19 protein-coding genes and 1 pseudogene are annotated in these 13,786 nt (G+C 37.3%); 3 read left to right on the top strand and 17 right to left on the bottom strand.

Going from position 1 to position 13,786, the window contains the following annotated elements; all coding sequences use genetic code 11:
• Positions 1-126: 126 nt before the first annotated feature.
• Positions 127-318 carry a type II toxin-antitoxin system RelE family toxin gene (locus ACSLUK_RS19730; RefSeq protein ID WP_448550514.1) on the top strand — a complete coding sequence of 64 codons (192 nt, stop codon included), beginning with the start codon at positions 127-129 and terminating at the stop codon, positions 316-318.
• 271 nt (positions 319-589) lie between these two features.
• Here ACSLUK_RS19730 and ACSLUK_RS19725 read toward each other — a convergent pair whose 3' ends face one another.
• The 6 genes from ACSLUK_RS19725 to ACSLUK_RS19700 all read right to left on the bottom strand — a co-directional run bounded on the left by ACSLUK_RS19725 (position 590) and on the right by ACSLUK_RS19700 (position 4,942).
• Complete coding sequence (locus ACSLUK_RS19725) at positions 590-2,734, bottom strand: hypothetical protein (protein WP_448550513.1); 2,145 nt, start codon at positions 2,732-2,734, stop codon at positions 590-592.
• A gap of 46 nt (positions 2,735-2,780) precedes the next feature.
• The gene (locus ACSLUK_RS19720; protein ID WP_448550512.1) at positions 2,781-3,302 is read right to left on the bottom strand and encodes a GrpB family protein; all 522 of its coding nucleotides are present in this window, start codon (positions 3,300-3,302) and stop codon (positions 2,781-2,783) included.
• A 144-nt stretch (positions 3,303-3,446) separates the two neighbouring features.
• A complete protein-coding gene (locus ACSLUK_RS19715; protein ID WP_448550511.1) occupies positions 3,447-3,734 on the bottom strand; it encodes a type II toxin-antitoxin system RelE family toxin in 288 nt (95 codons plus the stop codon).
• Positions 3,724-3,975 (bottom strand): type II toxin-antitoxin system Phd/YefM family antitoxin, encoded by a 252-nt coding sequence (locus ACSLUK_RS19710; RefSeq protein ID WP_448550510.1) that lies wholly within the window; start codon positions 3,973-3,975, stop codon positions 3,724-3,726. Before ACSLUK_RS19710 ends, ACSLUK_RS19715 begins: the two co-directional genes overlap by 11 nt.
• A 184-nt stretch (positions 3,976-4,159) precedes the next feature.
• Positions 4,160-4,453, bottom strand: coding sequence for a hypothetical protein (locus tag ACSLUK_RS19705; protein ID WP_448550509.1), 294 nt, complete (start codon positions 4,451-4,453; stop codon positions 4,160-4,162).
• A gap of 120 nt (positions 4,454-4,573) precedes the next feature.
• Positions 4,574-4,942 carry a hypothetical protein gene (locus tag ACSLUK_RS19700; protein ID WP_448550508.1) on the bottom strand — a complete coding sequence of 123 codons (369 nt, stop codon included), beginning with the start codon at positions 4,940-4,942 and terminating at the stop codon, positions 4,574-4,576.
• 261 nt (positions 4,943-5,203) lie between these two features.
• On the opposite strand from ACSLUK_RS19700, the gene ACSLUK_RS19695 reads away from it, so the two are divergent.
• Positions 5,204-6,154, top strand: coding sequence for an IS110 family RNA-guided transposase (locus ACSLUK_RS19695; protein WP_448550507.1), 951 nt, complete (start codon positions 5,204-5,206; stop codon positions 6,152-6,154).
• 457 nt (positions 6,155-6,611) lie between these two features.
• Here ACSLUK_RS19695 and ACSLUK_RS19690 read toward each other — a convergent pair whose 3' ends face one another.
• The 11 genes from ACSLUK_RS19690 to ACSLUK_RS19640 all read right to left on the bottom strand — a co-directional run bounded on the left by ACSLUK_RS19690 (position 6,612) and on the right by ACSLUK_RS19640 (position 13,443).
• Positions 6,612-6,896, bottom strand: coding sequence for a hypothetical protein (locus tag ACSLUK_RS19690; protein ID WP_448550506.1), 285 nt, complete (start codon positions 6,894-6,896; stop codon positions 6,612-6,614).
• Positions 6,897-7,400: 504 nt separating this feature from the next.
• Entirely contained in the window at positions 7,401-7,781 is a 381-nt protein-coding gene (locus ACSLUK_RS19685) for a hypothetical protein (protein WP_448550505.1), read from the bottom strand.
• A 618-nt stretch (positions 7,782-8,399) separates the two neighbouring features.
• Positions 8,400-8,753, bottom strand: a complete 354-nt coding sequence (locus tag ACSLUK_RS19680; protein ID WP_448550504.1) for a 2OG-Fe(II) oxygenase — start codon at positions 8,751-8,753, stop codon at positions 8,400-8,402.
• A gap of 126 nt (positions 8,754-8,879) precedes the next feature.
• A complete protein-coding gene (locus tag ACSLUK_RS19675) occupies positions 8,880-10,013 on the bottom strand; it encodes an FG-GAP repeat domain-containing protein (protein WP_448550503.1) in 1,134 nt (377 codons plus the stop codon).
• A gap of 120 nt (positions 10,014-10,133) precedes the next feature.
• On the bottom strand, positions 10,134-10,562 hold the full coding sequence (locus ACSLUK_RS19670) for a hypothetical protein (RefSeq protein WP_448550502.1): 429 nt from the start codon (positions 10,560-10,562) through the stop codon (positions 10,134-10,136).
• 42 nt (positions 10,563-10,604) lie between these two features.
• On the bottom strand, positions 10,605-10,997 hold the full coding sequence (locus ACSLUK_RS19665) for a DUF6678 family protein (protein WP_448550501.1): 393 nt from the start codon (positions 10,995-10,997) through the stop codon (positions 10,605-10,607).
• Positions 10,998-11,128: 131 nt separating this feature from the next.
• A complete protein-coding gene (locus tag ACSLUK_RS19660) occupies positions 11,129-11,506 on the bottom strand; it encodes a hypothetical protein (protein WP_448550500.1) in 378 nt (125 codons plus the stop codon).
• Positions 11,507-11,623: 117 nt separating this feature from the next.
• Positions 11,624-11,992, bottom strand: a complete 369-nt coding sequence (locus ACSLUK_RS19655; protein WP_448550499.1) for a hypothetical protein — start codon at positions 11,990-11,992, stop codon at positions 11,624-11,626.
• A gap of 127 nt (positions 11,993-12,119) precedes the next feature.
• On the bottom strand, positions 12,120-12,395 hold the full coding sequence (locus ACSLUK_RS19650; RefSeq protein ID WP_448550498.1) for a hypothetical protein: 276 nt from the start codon (positions 12,393-12,395) through the stop codon (positions 12,120-12,122).
• Between the two features lie 285 nt (positions 12,396-12,680).
• Positions 12,681-12,983, bottom strand: a complete 303-nt coding sequence (locus ACSLUK_RS19645; RefSeq protein WP_448550497.1) for a hypothetical protein — start codon at positions 12,981-12,983, stop codon at positions 12,681-12,683.
• Complete coding sequence (locus ACSLUK_RS19640) at positions 12,973-13,443, bottom strand: hypothetical protein (protein ID WP_448550496.1); 471 nt, start codon at positions 13,441-13,443, stop codon at positions 12,973-12,975. The genes ACSLUK_RS19645 and ACSLUK_RS19640 overlap by 11 nt, the downstream gene beginning before the upstream one ends.
• 183 nt (positions 13,444-13,626) lie before the next feature.
• On the opposite strand from ACSLUK_RS19640, the pseudogene ACSLUK_RS19635 reads away from it, so the two are divergent.
• Positions 13,627-13,786, top strand: a pseudogene (locus ACSLUK_RS19635) (IS110 family transposase); the annotation flags it as partial.

Raw genomic sequence — 13,786 nt, 5'->3', positions numbered from 1 at the left:
TATATTGTGGGTTACTATAATCAATTGCGACCGCATCAATACAACGGAGGCTTAACTCCAAACGAATCTGAAAAAAGATACTGGGAAAACTATAAAACCGTGGCCAATTTTACTTGACCACTACAAATCTTAGAAAGCCCACACATTCCAAGCGCAAAACTATCTGGCGCCAATGAGCTTTATAAAATAAAGTTCAGACAAGCCAGTTACCGTTTAGTTTACGAAGTAAACGATGAAGTGATAACTGTAACGGTAATTTCAGTAGGTAAGCGAGACAAAGGAAAAGTTTACAAGGCTGCAATGAAGCGCAACAACTAAGACACATAACGCCCGCATAAGCGGGACAAAATGCTTGGCTAAACTTTGCGAGGCACGAGCACAAACCAAGCTTATTGTGTCCGTACTTAATGCGTTTGTTATATGTTTTTACCTTACTTTAGAATAGGTTGAATGAAAAGCCGATTTAATGATTTGGGGTCGGTGACATTTGAGAATTAGGCTCAATTGTCACCGCCCCTTTTTTGGTACTATTTTTAGTTCTGAATTTATATGTTCATCAATGAGCTAACACGGCGAAACACAGAGTATTCTACATTTCTTCACCAAAATATAGCGTAGTTACATTTGGCTTAAGCTTTTCAATAAATGAACTCGAAGATTCGTTAGTATGAACAGTAACTAAAGTAGGGTTATCAAAAGCATCTAATACAAGTGCCCCTCTTCTTAAAGGAAAAAACCTATCAACATCCTTTACGCTACCAGAACCATTGCTAAACCAATGTGATTCTGTTTTATTAGCGCCAAAATTATTCAATATGCCATTGTTTACTATTAAAAAGTAGCCTTGTGCTCTATGTGCATGTTCAATATTACTTATTAACACTGGCTCTGTGCTAGGGATTAAACCATCCCCAGAGTTTTTAACTATTAGGTGGTCTACGTTATACTTCAAATCTGTGAGCGGAAATAATGACTGCAATTCTTCATTCAAAGGTGAGCGATTAACTATATTAACTAAATCACCGTTACTTCCTATTAGTGCCCATGTGTAGTCTATTTTTATTAAACCTTTTACTGAAGCGTTCAAATCTAATCCATCACTTTCATGATGAACAATCCCCCCAATAGTAAAGGAACCATCTTTTTTCAATGCTAGAATACTAGATTCATCAGGTGGACTAATTATTTTTTCGACATTATTTAGATCTCCAGACAAATAATCAAGGCCTCGATAAGTCCAAATTTCTACATTGTCATTCTCATCAAAAATAGCTAAATGTTCAACTTTACCATAAGGGGTATCATTCTCACCAATTCCTTGAATTTTTTTTATATTTTCACGTGTAAAACGCTGGTAAGTAAAGTTTGGTTCAACGAATGCATCAATAATCAAATCACCATTTTCAAATAGTGTGGCTGATGCAGCACTCTGATAACCAGAGTTTACAATACTTGGTACCACTTGTTTTACATTCTCTAGTTCAGTTTGATTAGTAATGAAGTCTTTGTGCTGCTCTAAATAATGGAACCCCCAAGAAATTAACGTATTATCTGCATTTAAAGCATGATGCCCTGATGAGTCAATCCAATATTCAGTAACATCTTGAAGTTTATCTTTTATTTCATCAAATTTGAAATTGCTTCCAGACAAACTTTCTCCAAACTCATAGTAATTCCCATCTTCATCCTTTGCGAGGACATTGCCCCACAAACTTTTTGCCAATTTAATATCGACAAATTTCTTTTCTTCAGGTTCCGGCCAGTTTGGTACGTATTGAGTTGACCTGGAAACAATTTCTCCGTCATTTAATAAAAAGACATCAATAGTATTAGTTGATAGAGCTTTTACTACAAATCGTCTTTTTAATATGCTCATTTTGGGTTGACTATTAACTCTATCGACACTTGGGACAGTGGCAATTATCTCTACTTTCTTTCCATAAGATTGTTCGTCGGGCACAAAATAGTTGTTCGTACTTACAACTGCATTCTCAATTTTCCATACGAATGAAGCTTCATTTTTAATACAGCTTTCACAATCTACTTCTGCTACAGTATTTTGGCCACTTATCAAGTCCCCCTTAATATTTATAGCAGTGATTTCTGTTTCTCTTGGTACAAGGTGGCTAGATGTATTGACTTCATCACTTAATTTAAAATCAATACTAGGTACGCTAGCATAAACGAAGATCGTTTTATCCAAATGCTCAAAGTCAGGCGTAAATGAGTATTCATTGCTAACTATAGTTCCATCGACTTCCCAGCGAAATATTGCTTCTTCTTTGATGCAATCCACACATTCAATTACTGCAACGCTTTCTTGACCTCGAACTAAATCATCATTAATTAAAATATTTGTTATTGTAGTTTCCCTAGGAAGTACACTAAAAGTCTTAGAGCTTGATGCATTAGGTGCTCCATTAATACCATTTACATTTACTAAAATAGAAACATCTTTATTAATATGCTCCAACTGTGGAGTAAATTTATTAGTATCACTTACGATTGTATCGTCAACCTTCCACTGATAAGCGGCAGATCCTACATCACATTGGGTACACTCAATATTTACGGTGCTTTCAGTATCCCGAGCTAATTCTTGGTCCAAATAAATGTTATCTATTGAGGATTTAACTATTGGGGTTGGTTTAGGTGTAGATGTTCCTCCACCACCACATGAAATCGATAAACTAACCAAAATTAGTATTAGTATTTTGGTAAAACAGTTATTCATCTTTACTACTTCCTTTCATTTAATTTTCCATTGATGCCTTTAATATTTACATCGAAATTTGCTCTAAAACTGATTTTACGAAAGGTGACTTCTGCTTGCCGTAAGCTTCCTGTTCAGTAACGCCGTTAGCCAATATGGATGTCTTCGATAATTCGTATTTCTCTCTGGCAATAGAGTCATTCAACATATGTTTTTTATATTTTTCCTGCTTCTTATGTTCGTCGCTTTCATTTGCAATAACATGAACATGCAAAAAATATTCTTTGCCTTTGAATAAAACAGCGCCGTCTTTTCTTGGTCTTTCTGGCGGGAAAGGCTTTTTACTAATTTGATCTTGAAAGCCTAGCTCGATTAGGTGATTGACAGCAAAGTTTAAATCACCATTTTTGTATAAAACGGATAGATCGATTATGCCCTTGCCCCCAACTTTAAATGACGTAGAGCCGATATGTATTACCTCAAGCCTTTCTGTGCGAATGAACTTCATAACGGATTGAGCCACTTCATAATAAACTGGTGACCAAGGAGTAAAACCAGCTTTAATTTTCTTATACTTCAATATTTCCATAAATGCCGATTGTTCCAGATGCTGATTGTGCTTATAACGCCTGAATAATGTGTGAGCTTAGTTTGGCAATTTTATTGCGCTGTTTGCAACTAAAAATGACAAACTATGGCGAATAACGATTCATTCTCTTGTTATGCTGCTGTTTCACGAAATCCTAGATGCTAGCTTTTTATATACTGCATCTTTGTCACGCTTTCCAACAGCTAACACATAAACGACAATTTCGTCATCAATGACTTCATAAGCCAAACGGTAGCCCGCTGTGCGTAGTTTAATTTTATATACAGAATCGTAACCACGAAGCTGAGCAGCTGGAACATGTGGGTTTTCAAGGCGTTCTTTAAGTTTCTTTTTAAACTGGCTTTGGATTGGAGGAGCGAGCTTGCTCCATTCCTTCTTTGCAGCAGGTAAAAATTTAAGTTTATAGGTCATCTATATTAACTTCGACAGCTTCATTTAGCTCACCACGACGACTTTCAACTATCTTTGCAAGCTCATAGTCATCAAGCATATCCATTAGAAACTCATATGTTTCCGCTGGAACAAGGTAAGCAGCTGGTTTGTTGTGGTTTAAAATAGCAATAGCAGAACCATCTGCTTCATTCAGCAAAGCGGTAGGGTTTTTCTTTAGCTCTGAAATACTTGCTGAGCAATCAGCCAAAATTTGTCTCATAATATCACCAATTAAGCACTTTAATTAGTGACAATTTTAGACCTTATTTTTAGTCATAGCTAGCAATTTTTGATAGCAGCATAACGCCTGAATAATGTGTGAACCAAGTGCTGGCGGGCGATTTGCTCAGCAAATGGCATGACATGCCTTGGTGAATCTGATTAATTGGCTTGTTATAAGTAATTTACTCTTGCTTCTTTTTACTTGTTATTACGGTAATCAAACCCGCCAACAAAAACCAAAATAAAATTATAACTACATACGCTGTCACTGACTGAGGTATTGCACCAAACTCTTTGATTTTAAAATGTGCCTCACCCATTGCTTTTGCAACACCTGTCCACAAAACTGGGATATTTACCCAGAACAATAAAGGCATAAATAATAGCCCAATTTTTGTCACAGCAAGTATTGGTGGCAGATTAAATATTAAAGATAAAACCAGAAAACGCTTTATCGAAAAAGCTCTAAGATTCATCCATGACTCCTATCCTTTGATTACTTATAACGCCGCCATAAGCGGACAAGTAATAGTTGGCTACAATGTGAAGCGGAGCGAAACCGAGCCAACAATTACGGTTCCGTTCTTCATGCCTTGTTATGTGAATTTAATCTCAAACTTATCATCGAAATTATGCTTAATTAGGGATTCTTTAATTTGCTCTACATCTTCTAGTGGGAGTTTTCTCAGATTTATTTCGTGAGAGCTAAACCTAGCAGTAATTTTCATGATTTTCTCATCAAATGAAACACATTCGAGAGTATTCCGATGCTCTTTGTCTATATCTAGCTCTAGATCTTCGAGGCTAACTTTTGTGCCACGCTCTTCTTCAGGCATTATAAATTCACAAAATAATGTCCGGTGCAAGATAAGCGTCTTTATATAACCTTCTCCTATATCGAGAGCAAAGGAAATGATTAAATCCTTATCAGTCTCTTCAATATCTATGAAACTAACGTTGTCCATTGATATGCCTCTATGATTGGAATAATTCACATAACGCCCTGTTAAGGGGCTGATAATGTTTGGCTAAAATGTGTAGCGAAGCGAAACCGAGCCAAGCTTTAGCTGCAACTAAAGCCTTCTTTTACAGTAGTTCGATTAATGGCAGGCTCCTCTATTGAGAGACCGATAACAAGAAAGAACGCTGTAAAAGACTCCAAGCAAAATACTCGAATAGTCTACTGGGCCTCGAGCCCGCATTATGCAAGCAAGGGTTAGCTTATTATGAAAAACAAAATGAATCAAAGTATTAATATCGGCGTTGACACAGGTAAATTTCAGTTGGACATTTATATCCGTCCTCTTGATATTTATTTCACTGTGTCAAATGATGAAAAAGGCATCAAAACAGCAATCAAAACAATTCAAAAACATCAACCTGAACGCATCATCATCGAAGCTACCGGTAGGCTTGAAATGCCATTTATTATGGCCTGTGCAAAAGCTAACTTACCTTTTGTAATAGCCAACCCCGTACACATAAAACGCTTTGCTGGTGCAATTGGCCAACGTGCTAAAACCGACAAGTTAGATGCGCAACTTATTGCTCATTATGGTGAAGCTATCAAACCTAGATTATCGCAACTAAAGCCTGAAAATATGCAGCTTATGAGCGATTTAGTAGCTCGCAGAAATCAATTACTCGTTATGCAAACTATGGAGAAAAATCGATTACAAATATTACCTAAAGAACTTGCGATGACGATTAAACCCATTCTTACTGCATTCAAAAGCCAGATATTAAAAATCGAAGATAAAATCCTAAAACTTATTGAGTCATGCCCTGAATATCAAGCTAAAAATACAAAATTACAAAGCATGAAAGGCATAGGGAAAATAGCTGCTGCTTCTATCATCAGTAACCTACCTGAGCTAGGTTATATGACCAATAAACAAGCATCGGCTATAGTCGGCGTTGCACCTATAAACCGTGAAAGTGGCCGCTATAAAGGTCAGAGAAAAATCCAAGGTGGACGCCACCAAATTCGAACAGTTTTATATATGGCAATGATGTCAGCAATACAATCAAACCCTATATTCAAATCACAATATGAAAAGTTACTCTCTGCGGGAAAACCCAAAAAAGTGGCACTAATCGCCTGCGTACGAAAGATGGTTGTGATCTTAAATTCAATGCTCAGGGATGGTGTAATGTGGGAAGCGCCAAAAGCTTAAAATTAACTATTGACGCCATAGTCTCTTGTTATGTGTATTTTTTAACAAACTTCCAATTATATAAAAGAGAAATTTTAAGTGACAAAACCAGCACCAATATAAGGTAAAAAACATTTGTAGGAATCATTGACGGTAATACAGTTTTCTCTTTTGATGATTCCATACACGATTGCAATGCGTCGACTAGTTGTTCTTTTGACATAGTCATCAATTCATTTTTACTGAATTCAATTAGATTCATAGCTTCAACATTTACCACTTGGGAATATTGGTAATAGACCACCGCGATTTTAACCCCATAAACAATCGCTATTAAGGACAATACGGAAATCAATGTTAAAACTATACGTTGAATTTTAGTCATATCCTCATATACACATAACGCCTCACTAAGATGCGAGTTTAGGCTTGCTAAAATCTGCGACGAAGGAGCTCGAGCAAGCCGTGACGAGTCCTTTTACTTGAGTGACTTGTTAGGTGCCGACTGTAACTTCACCAGTTTAAGCAACAAAGATTCTTTTTTTGGAGTTGACCAATTGTGTAGAAGATAACCAAATACTAGTCCGATAGGTGCACCAATTATTGGAACAAATCTAATCATATCTCGCTCAGTAAACAAGTACCAACAGAAGCCAAGCAACATAAGTAAAGTTGATACCAATATCCACTTATACCAACGCCAATTATTCACATGCTGAATTGAGCGGTTAATAATTCTAACTTCAGACTGGCTAAAATCCATCTAGGCACCTAACGCCGCAATAATAAGTGAACCAAGTGCTGGCGGGCGATTTGCTCAGCAAATGGCATGACATGCCTTGGTGAATCTGATTCATTGGCTTGTTATGTTTTCCTGTTGCTCTCTATCTTTTTGTACTTAATAAAACAAACTAAAAAAGCAACAATACAACCGATTTTGAAAACCAATAAACTAAATGGACGCCACCATGCTCCTGTTTGCGCCTCAATGATGTCAGAAACACCGAAAGCTACAAATGCAATTGATGCTATAAGGCAAATTCTATAATTAGCATCTGATTTACCTAACTTAAAAGATGCACCAATAGGCATAAGGCGATAATAAACCAGAACAAAGATTCCGCATAATTAAACTCTGCAATATCCATATAACCTCATTTAGCTATTCGTAAATTTAGATGCCAAGAATTGAAGGAAACATAACGCCCTAATAATGGGCTAAAAATTGTTTGCTAAAATGTTGAGGAACGAAAACAGCAAACTGTTTTTAGTCCTTATTTATTAGTTTGTTATATTGCTTTTTATACACGAAATACAGATATAAACCAAAGCCTAAATAAAACCCGACACCACAGAAGAAAGCCAAAGGTTCGTCAGCATATGTTGCTGTATATGACTTAAGGTTAAATTCACCTTTAATAATTGAATAAAATGCAAAGAACCAGAAAAAAGCCACAACATATAAAACCCTGTGGATTTTAGAAGACTTTTCTTTTAATTCTATTGATTCAATTTCAATAGGGTCGTTTTCTTTAACCTCTATTAGCTTACAAACTATTTTATACCTTTCAGGATACGTATCCTTATCGATATTTCGTTCGATATCTAGCAATTCTTCTAATGTATATTTTGAGAAATCAGGTTGCATCCTACACCTTAACTAGAGAGCAATATAACGCCTGAATAATGTGTGAGCGTAGTTTGGCAATTTTATTGCGTTGTTTGCAACTAAAAATGAAAAACTATGGCGAATCACGATTAATTCTCTTGTTAGGTGTTTTTACTACCCAAATAAAAACTTTTACCTTTAAATAAAATGGGTAAAGCGCAATACAAACTTAATGCGTTTGCGGTGTTTAATAACAAATAATTTAGTTGAACTGTTTGCCCTAATGATGCAACAAAAAATTTATATGCGAATACAGTAGGAACAATCAACAAGTAACCGAATTGAATGTAGAACGTTTTGGCCTCGGGCCGATCATGTATAAAAAACACACTTAGAACGGCAACAAAATGAATAATCCAATATGTTTGAAACTGATGACCATCAATAGTTGCTATTAGAACCAGAGCCAAGAAAATAACCAAATGTGCGGCTATGATATATTTCAAAGTTTTTAGTGAATTGGGGCGATACTTGATAGCTTCCACTCTTTATCCTTAAACACCTAACGCCGCCATAAGCGGACAAGTAATTGTTGGCTACAATGTGAAGCGGAGCGAAACCGAGCCAACTATTACGGTTCCGTTCTTCATGGCCTTGTTAGGTGTTTCTTATCCAGCCAATACTCAATAAATATCGGCTACCTTTTACAACTTTTGAAACTTGATGCTCGCTCACATCCGGACGAAATAACTTTATCCGCTTTGTTTCTAAAATTGGATTATTGCACTTAAACTCACCACCTATATCGGCGCTTTTGAGTACAATATTCAATCGGTAATGTTTACCTGAATCAACTTGATCTATATGCGGAGCAATTTCACTACCTTCTGGAAATTTTAACAGGTAAGTGTCAAATTTTATCGGCCACACCGCTCCACATAGCAGCATCTTGTCATAGCCAGACTTTTGCCTTCCCCGTTCCCAACGAAACAATTTACTTAGAAAAGACATATGAACTCTCGAAACACCTAACGCCGCAATATGAGGCGTATAAATGCTTGGCTAAAATTAGCGAAGAATGAGCGCCAGCCAAGCTTTAGACGTCCCATCCATAATTGCCTTGTTATGCGGCGACCATCAAAATTTTTGGCTAACGTACACAACAGCTAATTTGCTATCGCCATCAGCAATTATAAGGTCGCTTCTCCCGTCATTATTGAGATCAGTTAATGCCACTCCCCACGGATTGGGAATCCTTGCATGCCTGAATTTATAACTCCCGAGTGTCGCTATACTGCCAATAACAGTAAGCAATTCACCAGACCAATTACTGATCAAAGCATCCTCTATTCCATCTCCGTTAATATCTCCGATGGCGATTTGTTTAGCGCCTGAAGCAACATTGATAACAGTTTTACTATTCTCTTGAAAATTACCGCGCCCGTCTCCTGGGAGAATAGATAAAGAAGTACCGTTAGTTGCTACAATTAAATCTAATTTACCATCGCCAGTTAGATCAGCCAATTCAACAGCAAATGGAGGTTCGGATTGCGACAATTTTTTTAAGGAAAACGACACCTTATTAGAACCAGAATTAACAGCTATACCAATATCACGCTGATTTGGTGTTACCAAATCCAAAGCGTCATCGCCATTGATATCATTTACAGCAAACCCTCTATATGGGTCTCCACCAACATTGATAATACTGCCGGGTGTTTTGAATTTTCCATTAGCAAGACCTTTCAAAACGAGTAATCCTTCGTTTTCGCGGCTGTCAACAATCAGCTCTGCAATGTTGTCACCATCAAGATCTTTCAATTGAACTGCATGTGGGTGAGGCTTAATGCCAATATTAAACGTGGATTGAGGTACCTTTTTAAAGCCTCCCTTTCCATCGCCATAAAGAAAGGTAACATATGATGTTTCGTGGTTAGCAATAGCAACATCGACATTTCCATCTTTGTTAATATCAGAAACCGCTATACTTGTCGGGTTTTCTCCTACGGGAAAGCGACCCAATTCAGATAAACTACCCCTGCCATTTCCCTGATAAACAACCATATTATCATCTAAATAATTCGTGATCATAACATCCTTATAACCATCTGAATTAAAATCACCAACTGATATTGACGGTTGACCTTCTCCTGCATGAAATAAAGTAGGTGAGAATATCATGTTTCCTATATCAACTGTTTCAGCACCAGAAATACAGCTAAGTAAGCCTAAGAAAACAGTATAAAGTTTTACAATACTCTTGTTATTCATGTTCCACCTGAGTTTTAACAGCCGCATAACGCCGCCATAAGCGGACAAGTAATAGTTGGCTACAATGTGAAGCGGAGCGAAACCGAGCCAACTATTACAGTTCCGTTCTTCATGGCCTTGTTAGAAAAGCCTTTTCTCCAAGTGCCCTACTAGTTCATTTGAAGACTTACAACCTTCTGCAAACTCGCTACTGCTAACATATAATTTTTCTACTTTTTTATCACTAGAATGTACCGTTAACCAGTAGTGTGGTGTTTCTTCCCAAGAGTTGTACATTAAGTAGTTGCACCACACATAACCTATGTCTTTAGATAATCGAAGAGTTTCTTCTCTATTCAGGACTATGGTACCCACAGCGTCACCACTGCCAGATATAAATTTTTCAATTACAATAGATTCAGCATCAACTGGTAATCCTTTTTGTGGAAAAACCCCAAAAACGGCATACCCTACGATAATCAATATTGCCAAATACTTCAAAGGCTTTCTAACGCCCGCATAAGCAGCGGGCCAATTTAGGACGCATTTATGCGTCGTTTCTTTTTGCATTAAATGAGGCCGAAGTTGAGGCCGTCTGACTTAATGCGCTTGTTAGGGTTTATACCCAAAGATTTTTATACCGTCTTCAACTGTTTCAATTTGAAACTCACCTATTGCATTTAACTGCTCAACCAAGTGCGTGACGCTTTGATTTTTATAAACTACAGGCGAACCTTTGTAAGGCTTATAGCTCAGCGAAGTTGGAACTAGTAGCCATTCAATTAGATCAAAATCAAATGGTCCATTTAGCGCACCACAATCTCCAACATAATAATCCCCAAGAGAATCAAAGTCAGGAAGATGTCCGAAAACGGGGTCGTTATCATTTACGAGTTTCCATTGGCAATTTGTGAATTCAGTATTATTTTCATTAACTACACTGAAAAGCTTTCGCCACTTTGCATTCGACATAAATGAACAAGAAAAATTTTTTAGATTATTCACCAAACTATCCTTGAACCCTAACGCCCGCATAAGCGGGACAAAATGCTTGGCTAAACTTTGCGAGGCACGAGCACAAGCCAAGCTTTTTTGTGTCCGTACTTAATGCGTTTGTTATACGAATTACTCTAAATTTAAGTAAATCTCTCTATGTCTTTACCAGTGATTTTTCTATAGAGCCTTCTCAAAATAGGGACAAAAAACTCTTTTTCTTTCTTATGATTACAGTTCCGACAGCGAGTAAAAACCATCATGTTGCGAAGTAATGGCCTACCTTCGCGGCTCTGAAAATAACCAACAGGGTCTTCACTAAAACTTACATCATGAAGTTTAAATCCGCACTCTGTACATGAAAATTGCTCTTTACCGCCTAACATGTTTTTGAACGCAAATATCCTAGCATCTACATCCCAAGCCGTCGTTTCAGCAGAATGACCGCAGTGTTCACACCTTTCTACATTTGCAGAGTTTCCAAACTGGCAAACCTGACATGTCCATCGATAGTCTGGCATATTTCCCTATTCGTATAACGCCTCGATAAGAGGCCTAAAATTATTTGGCTATACTTTAGCGACGAAGGAGCGACAAGCCAATGATTTTATGTCCCTTTCTTTATCGACTTGTTAGCATTACTTTGCAACACTAACGTAGCCAAAAGGAAGTAAACAAAGCATTAGCAAACAAAGTGCAGCGATAAACATTAAGACTCCTCGTGCGTCCCTTGCTGTAGATTTATCTCGCAACGACGACTTCGCAATTTTAGGGTTAGTATGAATTAGCACAATGATCGTTAAAATAAGGAGAAGGAAAGCACCTCCTAATATTGAAACTGCAAATTCGCCGGCAATTGAACGAACAAGGTTTACAGTGACGTAAAAGCCGATATTGAACAATAGAACCTTTTTGAGAAAAGACATTCTGAAGTTATACCAGAATACATCTCCCCCTAAAGCCCAATAAAATTTAGATGTTCTCGAAGGATATTTTTGTTCTTCCATACAAACGAGATGACTCCAGTAATGCTAACGCCGCCATAAGCGGACAAGTATTTGTTGGCTATAATGTGAAGCGGAGCGAAACCGAGCCAACAATTACGGTTCCGTTCTTCATGGCCTTGTTATGCATTTACTTGCCCCGCCCAAATAACTTAGATATGAGCGAAGTTTTTTGTGTATTAGTTTTTGGCAATGTGAGATTTGCATACTGTGGAACCAGTGCCTTTGAACCGTGCTTTTCAAAGTCTATACGTATTGTTACGTCGTCGGAATTAACAAATTCAAATATTGCTTCAACTTGCCCCAAACCAAAAACAGGGTGTTCAAGTTGCATGCCAGGAGTAACTTGGCCAACACCATTAATTTCTATACTTTTTAGTTCATTTGCTTCCATTTTTTTGGACATGCTCAATCCTTTCTTGAATGCATAACGCCTCAATATTGTGTGACGTAGTTTGGCAGCTTTATTGCGTCGTTTGCAATTAAAAATGCCAAACTTAAGGAATCTCAATAATTGACTTGTTATATTTCGTCATCTACCAATGGTGTTCCTACAGTATCATTTAAGACTGTATGACACTCCACTGAAAACCAGCTATTAAAAAGTTTCATGTTTCGATTTTTTGGCCACAACGACTCATCTGTGTACCAACCACTAAGCTCGTCGATAAACAGCGCTTCTAAATTTAGCTTAATCCACATTTAGTGATTCAGGATCGTAAGCATCTTCACTGCTAATAAGATAAATACTTGAATCTTCATTGACAGATTCAATAGTTAAATCAGGAGAGCCATATGGATCAACATCATTAATCCAATCAACTGCTGGTTGCTTATACCTTAGAATTAAGGCCGCACGATTTAGCATGAACTCTCCCAGAAATATAACGCCCCAATAATAAGTGAACCAAGTGCTGGCGGGCGATTTGCTCAGCAAATGGCATGACATGCCTTGGTGAATCTGATTCATTGGCTTGTTATATTTATATGTCACCAGACTTCTTGATTTTATTACTTAAAATAACACTTTTATATCGTTTTTGAGAATATTTGTCGTAAAACTCAACATTACACCCTTTAAATTTTTCAGTGTCCTTTAATTTAAGTTGAACGTCGTAAACCTTACCACCTATTAAGCTTACTCTTTGTTTGATTACTTCAACATAATGAGATTCCATAACACCATCAGAGAAGGTTTTTAGATCACATTCAAACTCTATATCGTATACATCTGGGGTAAAAAAATATCTTTTGGTTGGTGTTTTAATTTGGTAATAACTGTCAGATTTATTCAATATGGTGAGTGCGGATTCTCCATAATTTCCAGGACCACACATCCTTATATAACCCGGAGTGGTTTTATTGATCCAAATTTGGGAAACATTTGCAGGATGTTCTTTGGCGAAAGAAAACCCTGTTAAAAGTATTGATAACAAAACGAGATACTTACTCATATGTCCCTATAAATATAACGCCTCAATAAGAGGCCAAGTTGAGCTTGGCTATACTCGGTGAGGGACGAACACGAGCCAAGCTTGACGTGTCCGACTTTATTGACTTGATACTCATTGAGCCTCCTCCCTGAAGCTAGCCATTGACTAAGCTTCAAGGTAAGCAAACCAATAGGAGAAAGCTCAATGAATTTCTACAATAACATGCATCCGTATTATTGTGGTATCGATTTACATGCCAGACTACTTTATGTCTGTATTATTGATGATACAGGCGTCATCCTCGTACACCAAAAGATTAAAGATAACCCCGATACTTTACTGCAGCTGTTAAATCCTTACCTCG

The sequence above is a fragment of the Thalassotalea fusca genome, assembly GCF_053485835.1.
The sequence above is the reverse complement of the archived record's forward strand: the minus strand, read 5'-3'. Positions and strand labels throughout refer to the sequence as shown.

Bases quoted from the DNA above. Each gene is read 5' to 3' on its own strand.
- ACSLUK_RS19725 (WP_448550513.1), bottom strand. From the start codon at position 2,734: ATGAATAACTGTTTTACCAAAATACTAATACTAATTTTGGTTAGTTTA.
- ACSLUK_RS19720 (WP_448550512.1), bottom strand. From the start codon at position 3,302: ATGGAAATATTGAAGTATAAGAAAATTAAAGCTGGTTTTACTCCTTGG.
- ACSLUK_RS19715 (WP_448550511.1), bottom strand. From the start codon at position 3,734: ATGACCTATAAACTTAAATTTTTACCTGCTGCAAAGAAGGAATGGAGC.
- ACSLUK_RS19710 (WP_448550510.1), bottom strand. From the start codon at position 3,975: ATGAGACAAATTTTGGCTGATTGCTCAGCAAGTATTTCAGAGCTAAAG.
- ACSLUK_RS19705 (WP_448550509.1), bottom strand. From the start codon at position 4,453: ATGAATCTTAGAGCTTTTTCGATAAAGCGTTTTCTGGTTTTATCTTTA.
- ACSLUK_RS19700 (WP_448550508.1), bottom strand. From the start codon at position 4,942: ATGGACAACGTTAGTTTCATAGATATTGAAGAGACTGATAAGGATTTA.
- ACSLUK_RS19695 (WP_448550507.1), top strand. From the start codon at position 5,204: ATGAAAAACAAAATGAATCAAAGTATTAATATCGGCGTTGACACAGGT.
- ACSLUK_RS19690 (WP_448550506.1), bottom strand. From the start codon at position 6,896: ATGGATTTTAGCCAGTCTGAAGTTAGAATTATTAACCGCTCAATTCAG.
- ACSLUK_RS19685 (WP_448550505.1), bottom strand. From the start codon at position 7,781: ATGCAACCTGATTTCTCAAAATATACATTAGAAGAATTGCTAGATATC.
- ACSLUK_RS19680 (WP_448550504.1), bottom strand. From the start codon at position 8,753: ATGTCTTTTCTAAGTAAATTGTTTCGTTGGGAACGGGGAAGGCAAAAG.
- ACSLUK_RS19675 (WP_448550503.1), bottom strand. From the start codon at position 10,013: ATGAATAACAAGAGTATTGTAAAACTTTATACTGTTTTCTTAGGCTTA.
- ACSLUK_RS19670 (WP_448550502.1), bottom strand. From the start codon at position 10,562: ATGCAAAAAGAAACGACGCATAAATGCGTCCTAAATTGGCCCGCTGCT.
- ACSLUK_RS19660 (WP_448550500.1), bottom strand. From the start codon at position 11,506: ATGCCAGACTATCGATGGACATGTCAGGTTTGCCAGTTTGGAAACTCT.
- ACSLUK_RS19655 (WP_448550499.1), bottom strand. From the start codon at position 11,992: ATGGAAGAACAAAAATATCCTTCGAGAACATCTAAATTTTATTGGGCT.
- ACSLUK_RS19650 (WP_448550498.1), bottom strand. From the start codon at position 12,395: ATGTCCAAAAAAATGGAAGCAAATGAACTAAAAAGTATAGAAATTAAT.
- ACSLUK_RS19640 (WP_448550496.1), bottom strand. From the start codon at position 13,443: ATGAGTAAGTATCTCGTTTTGTTATCAATACTTTTAACAGGGTTTTCT.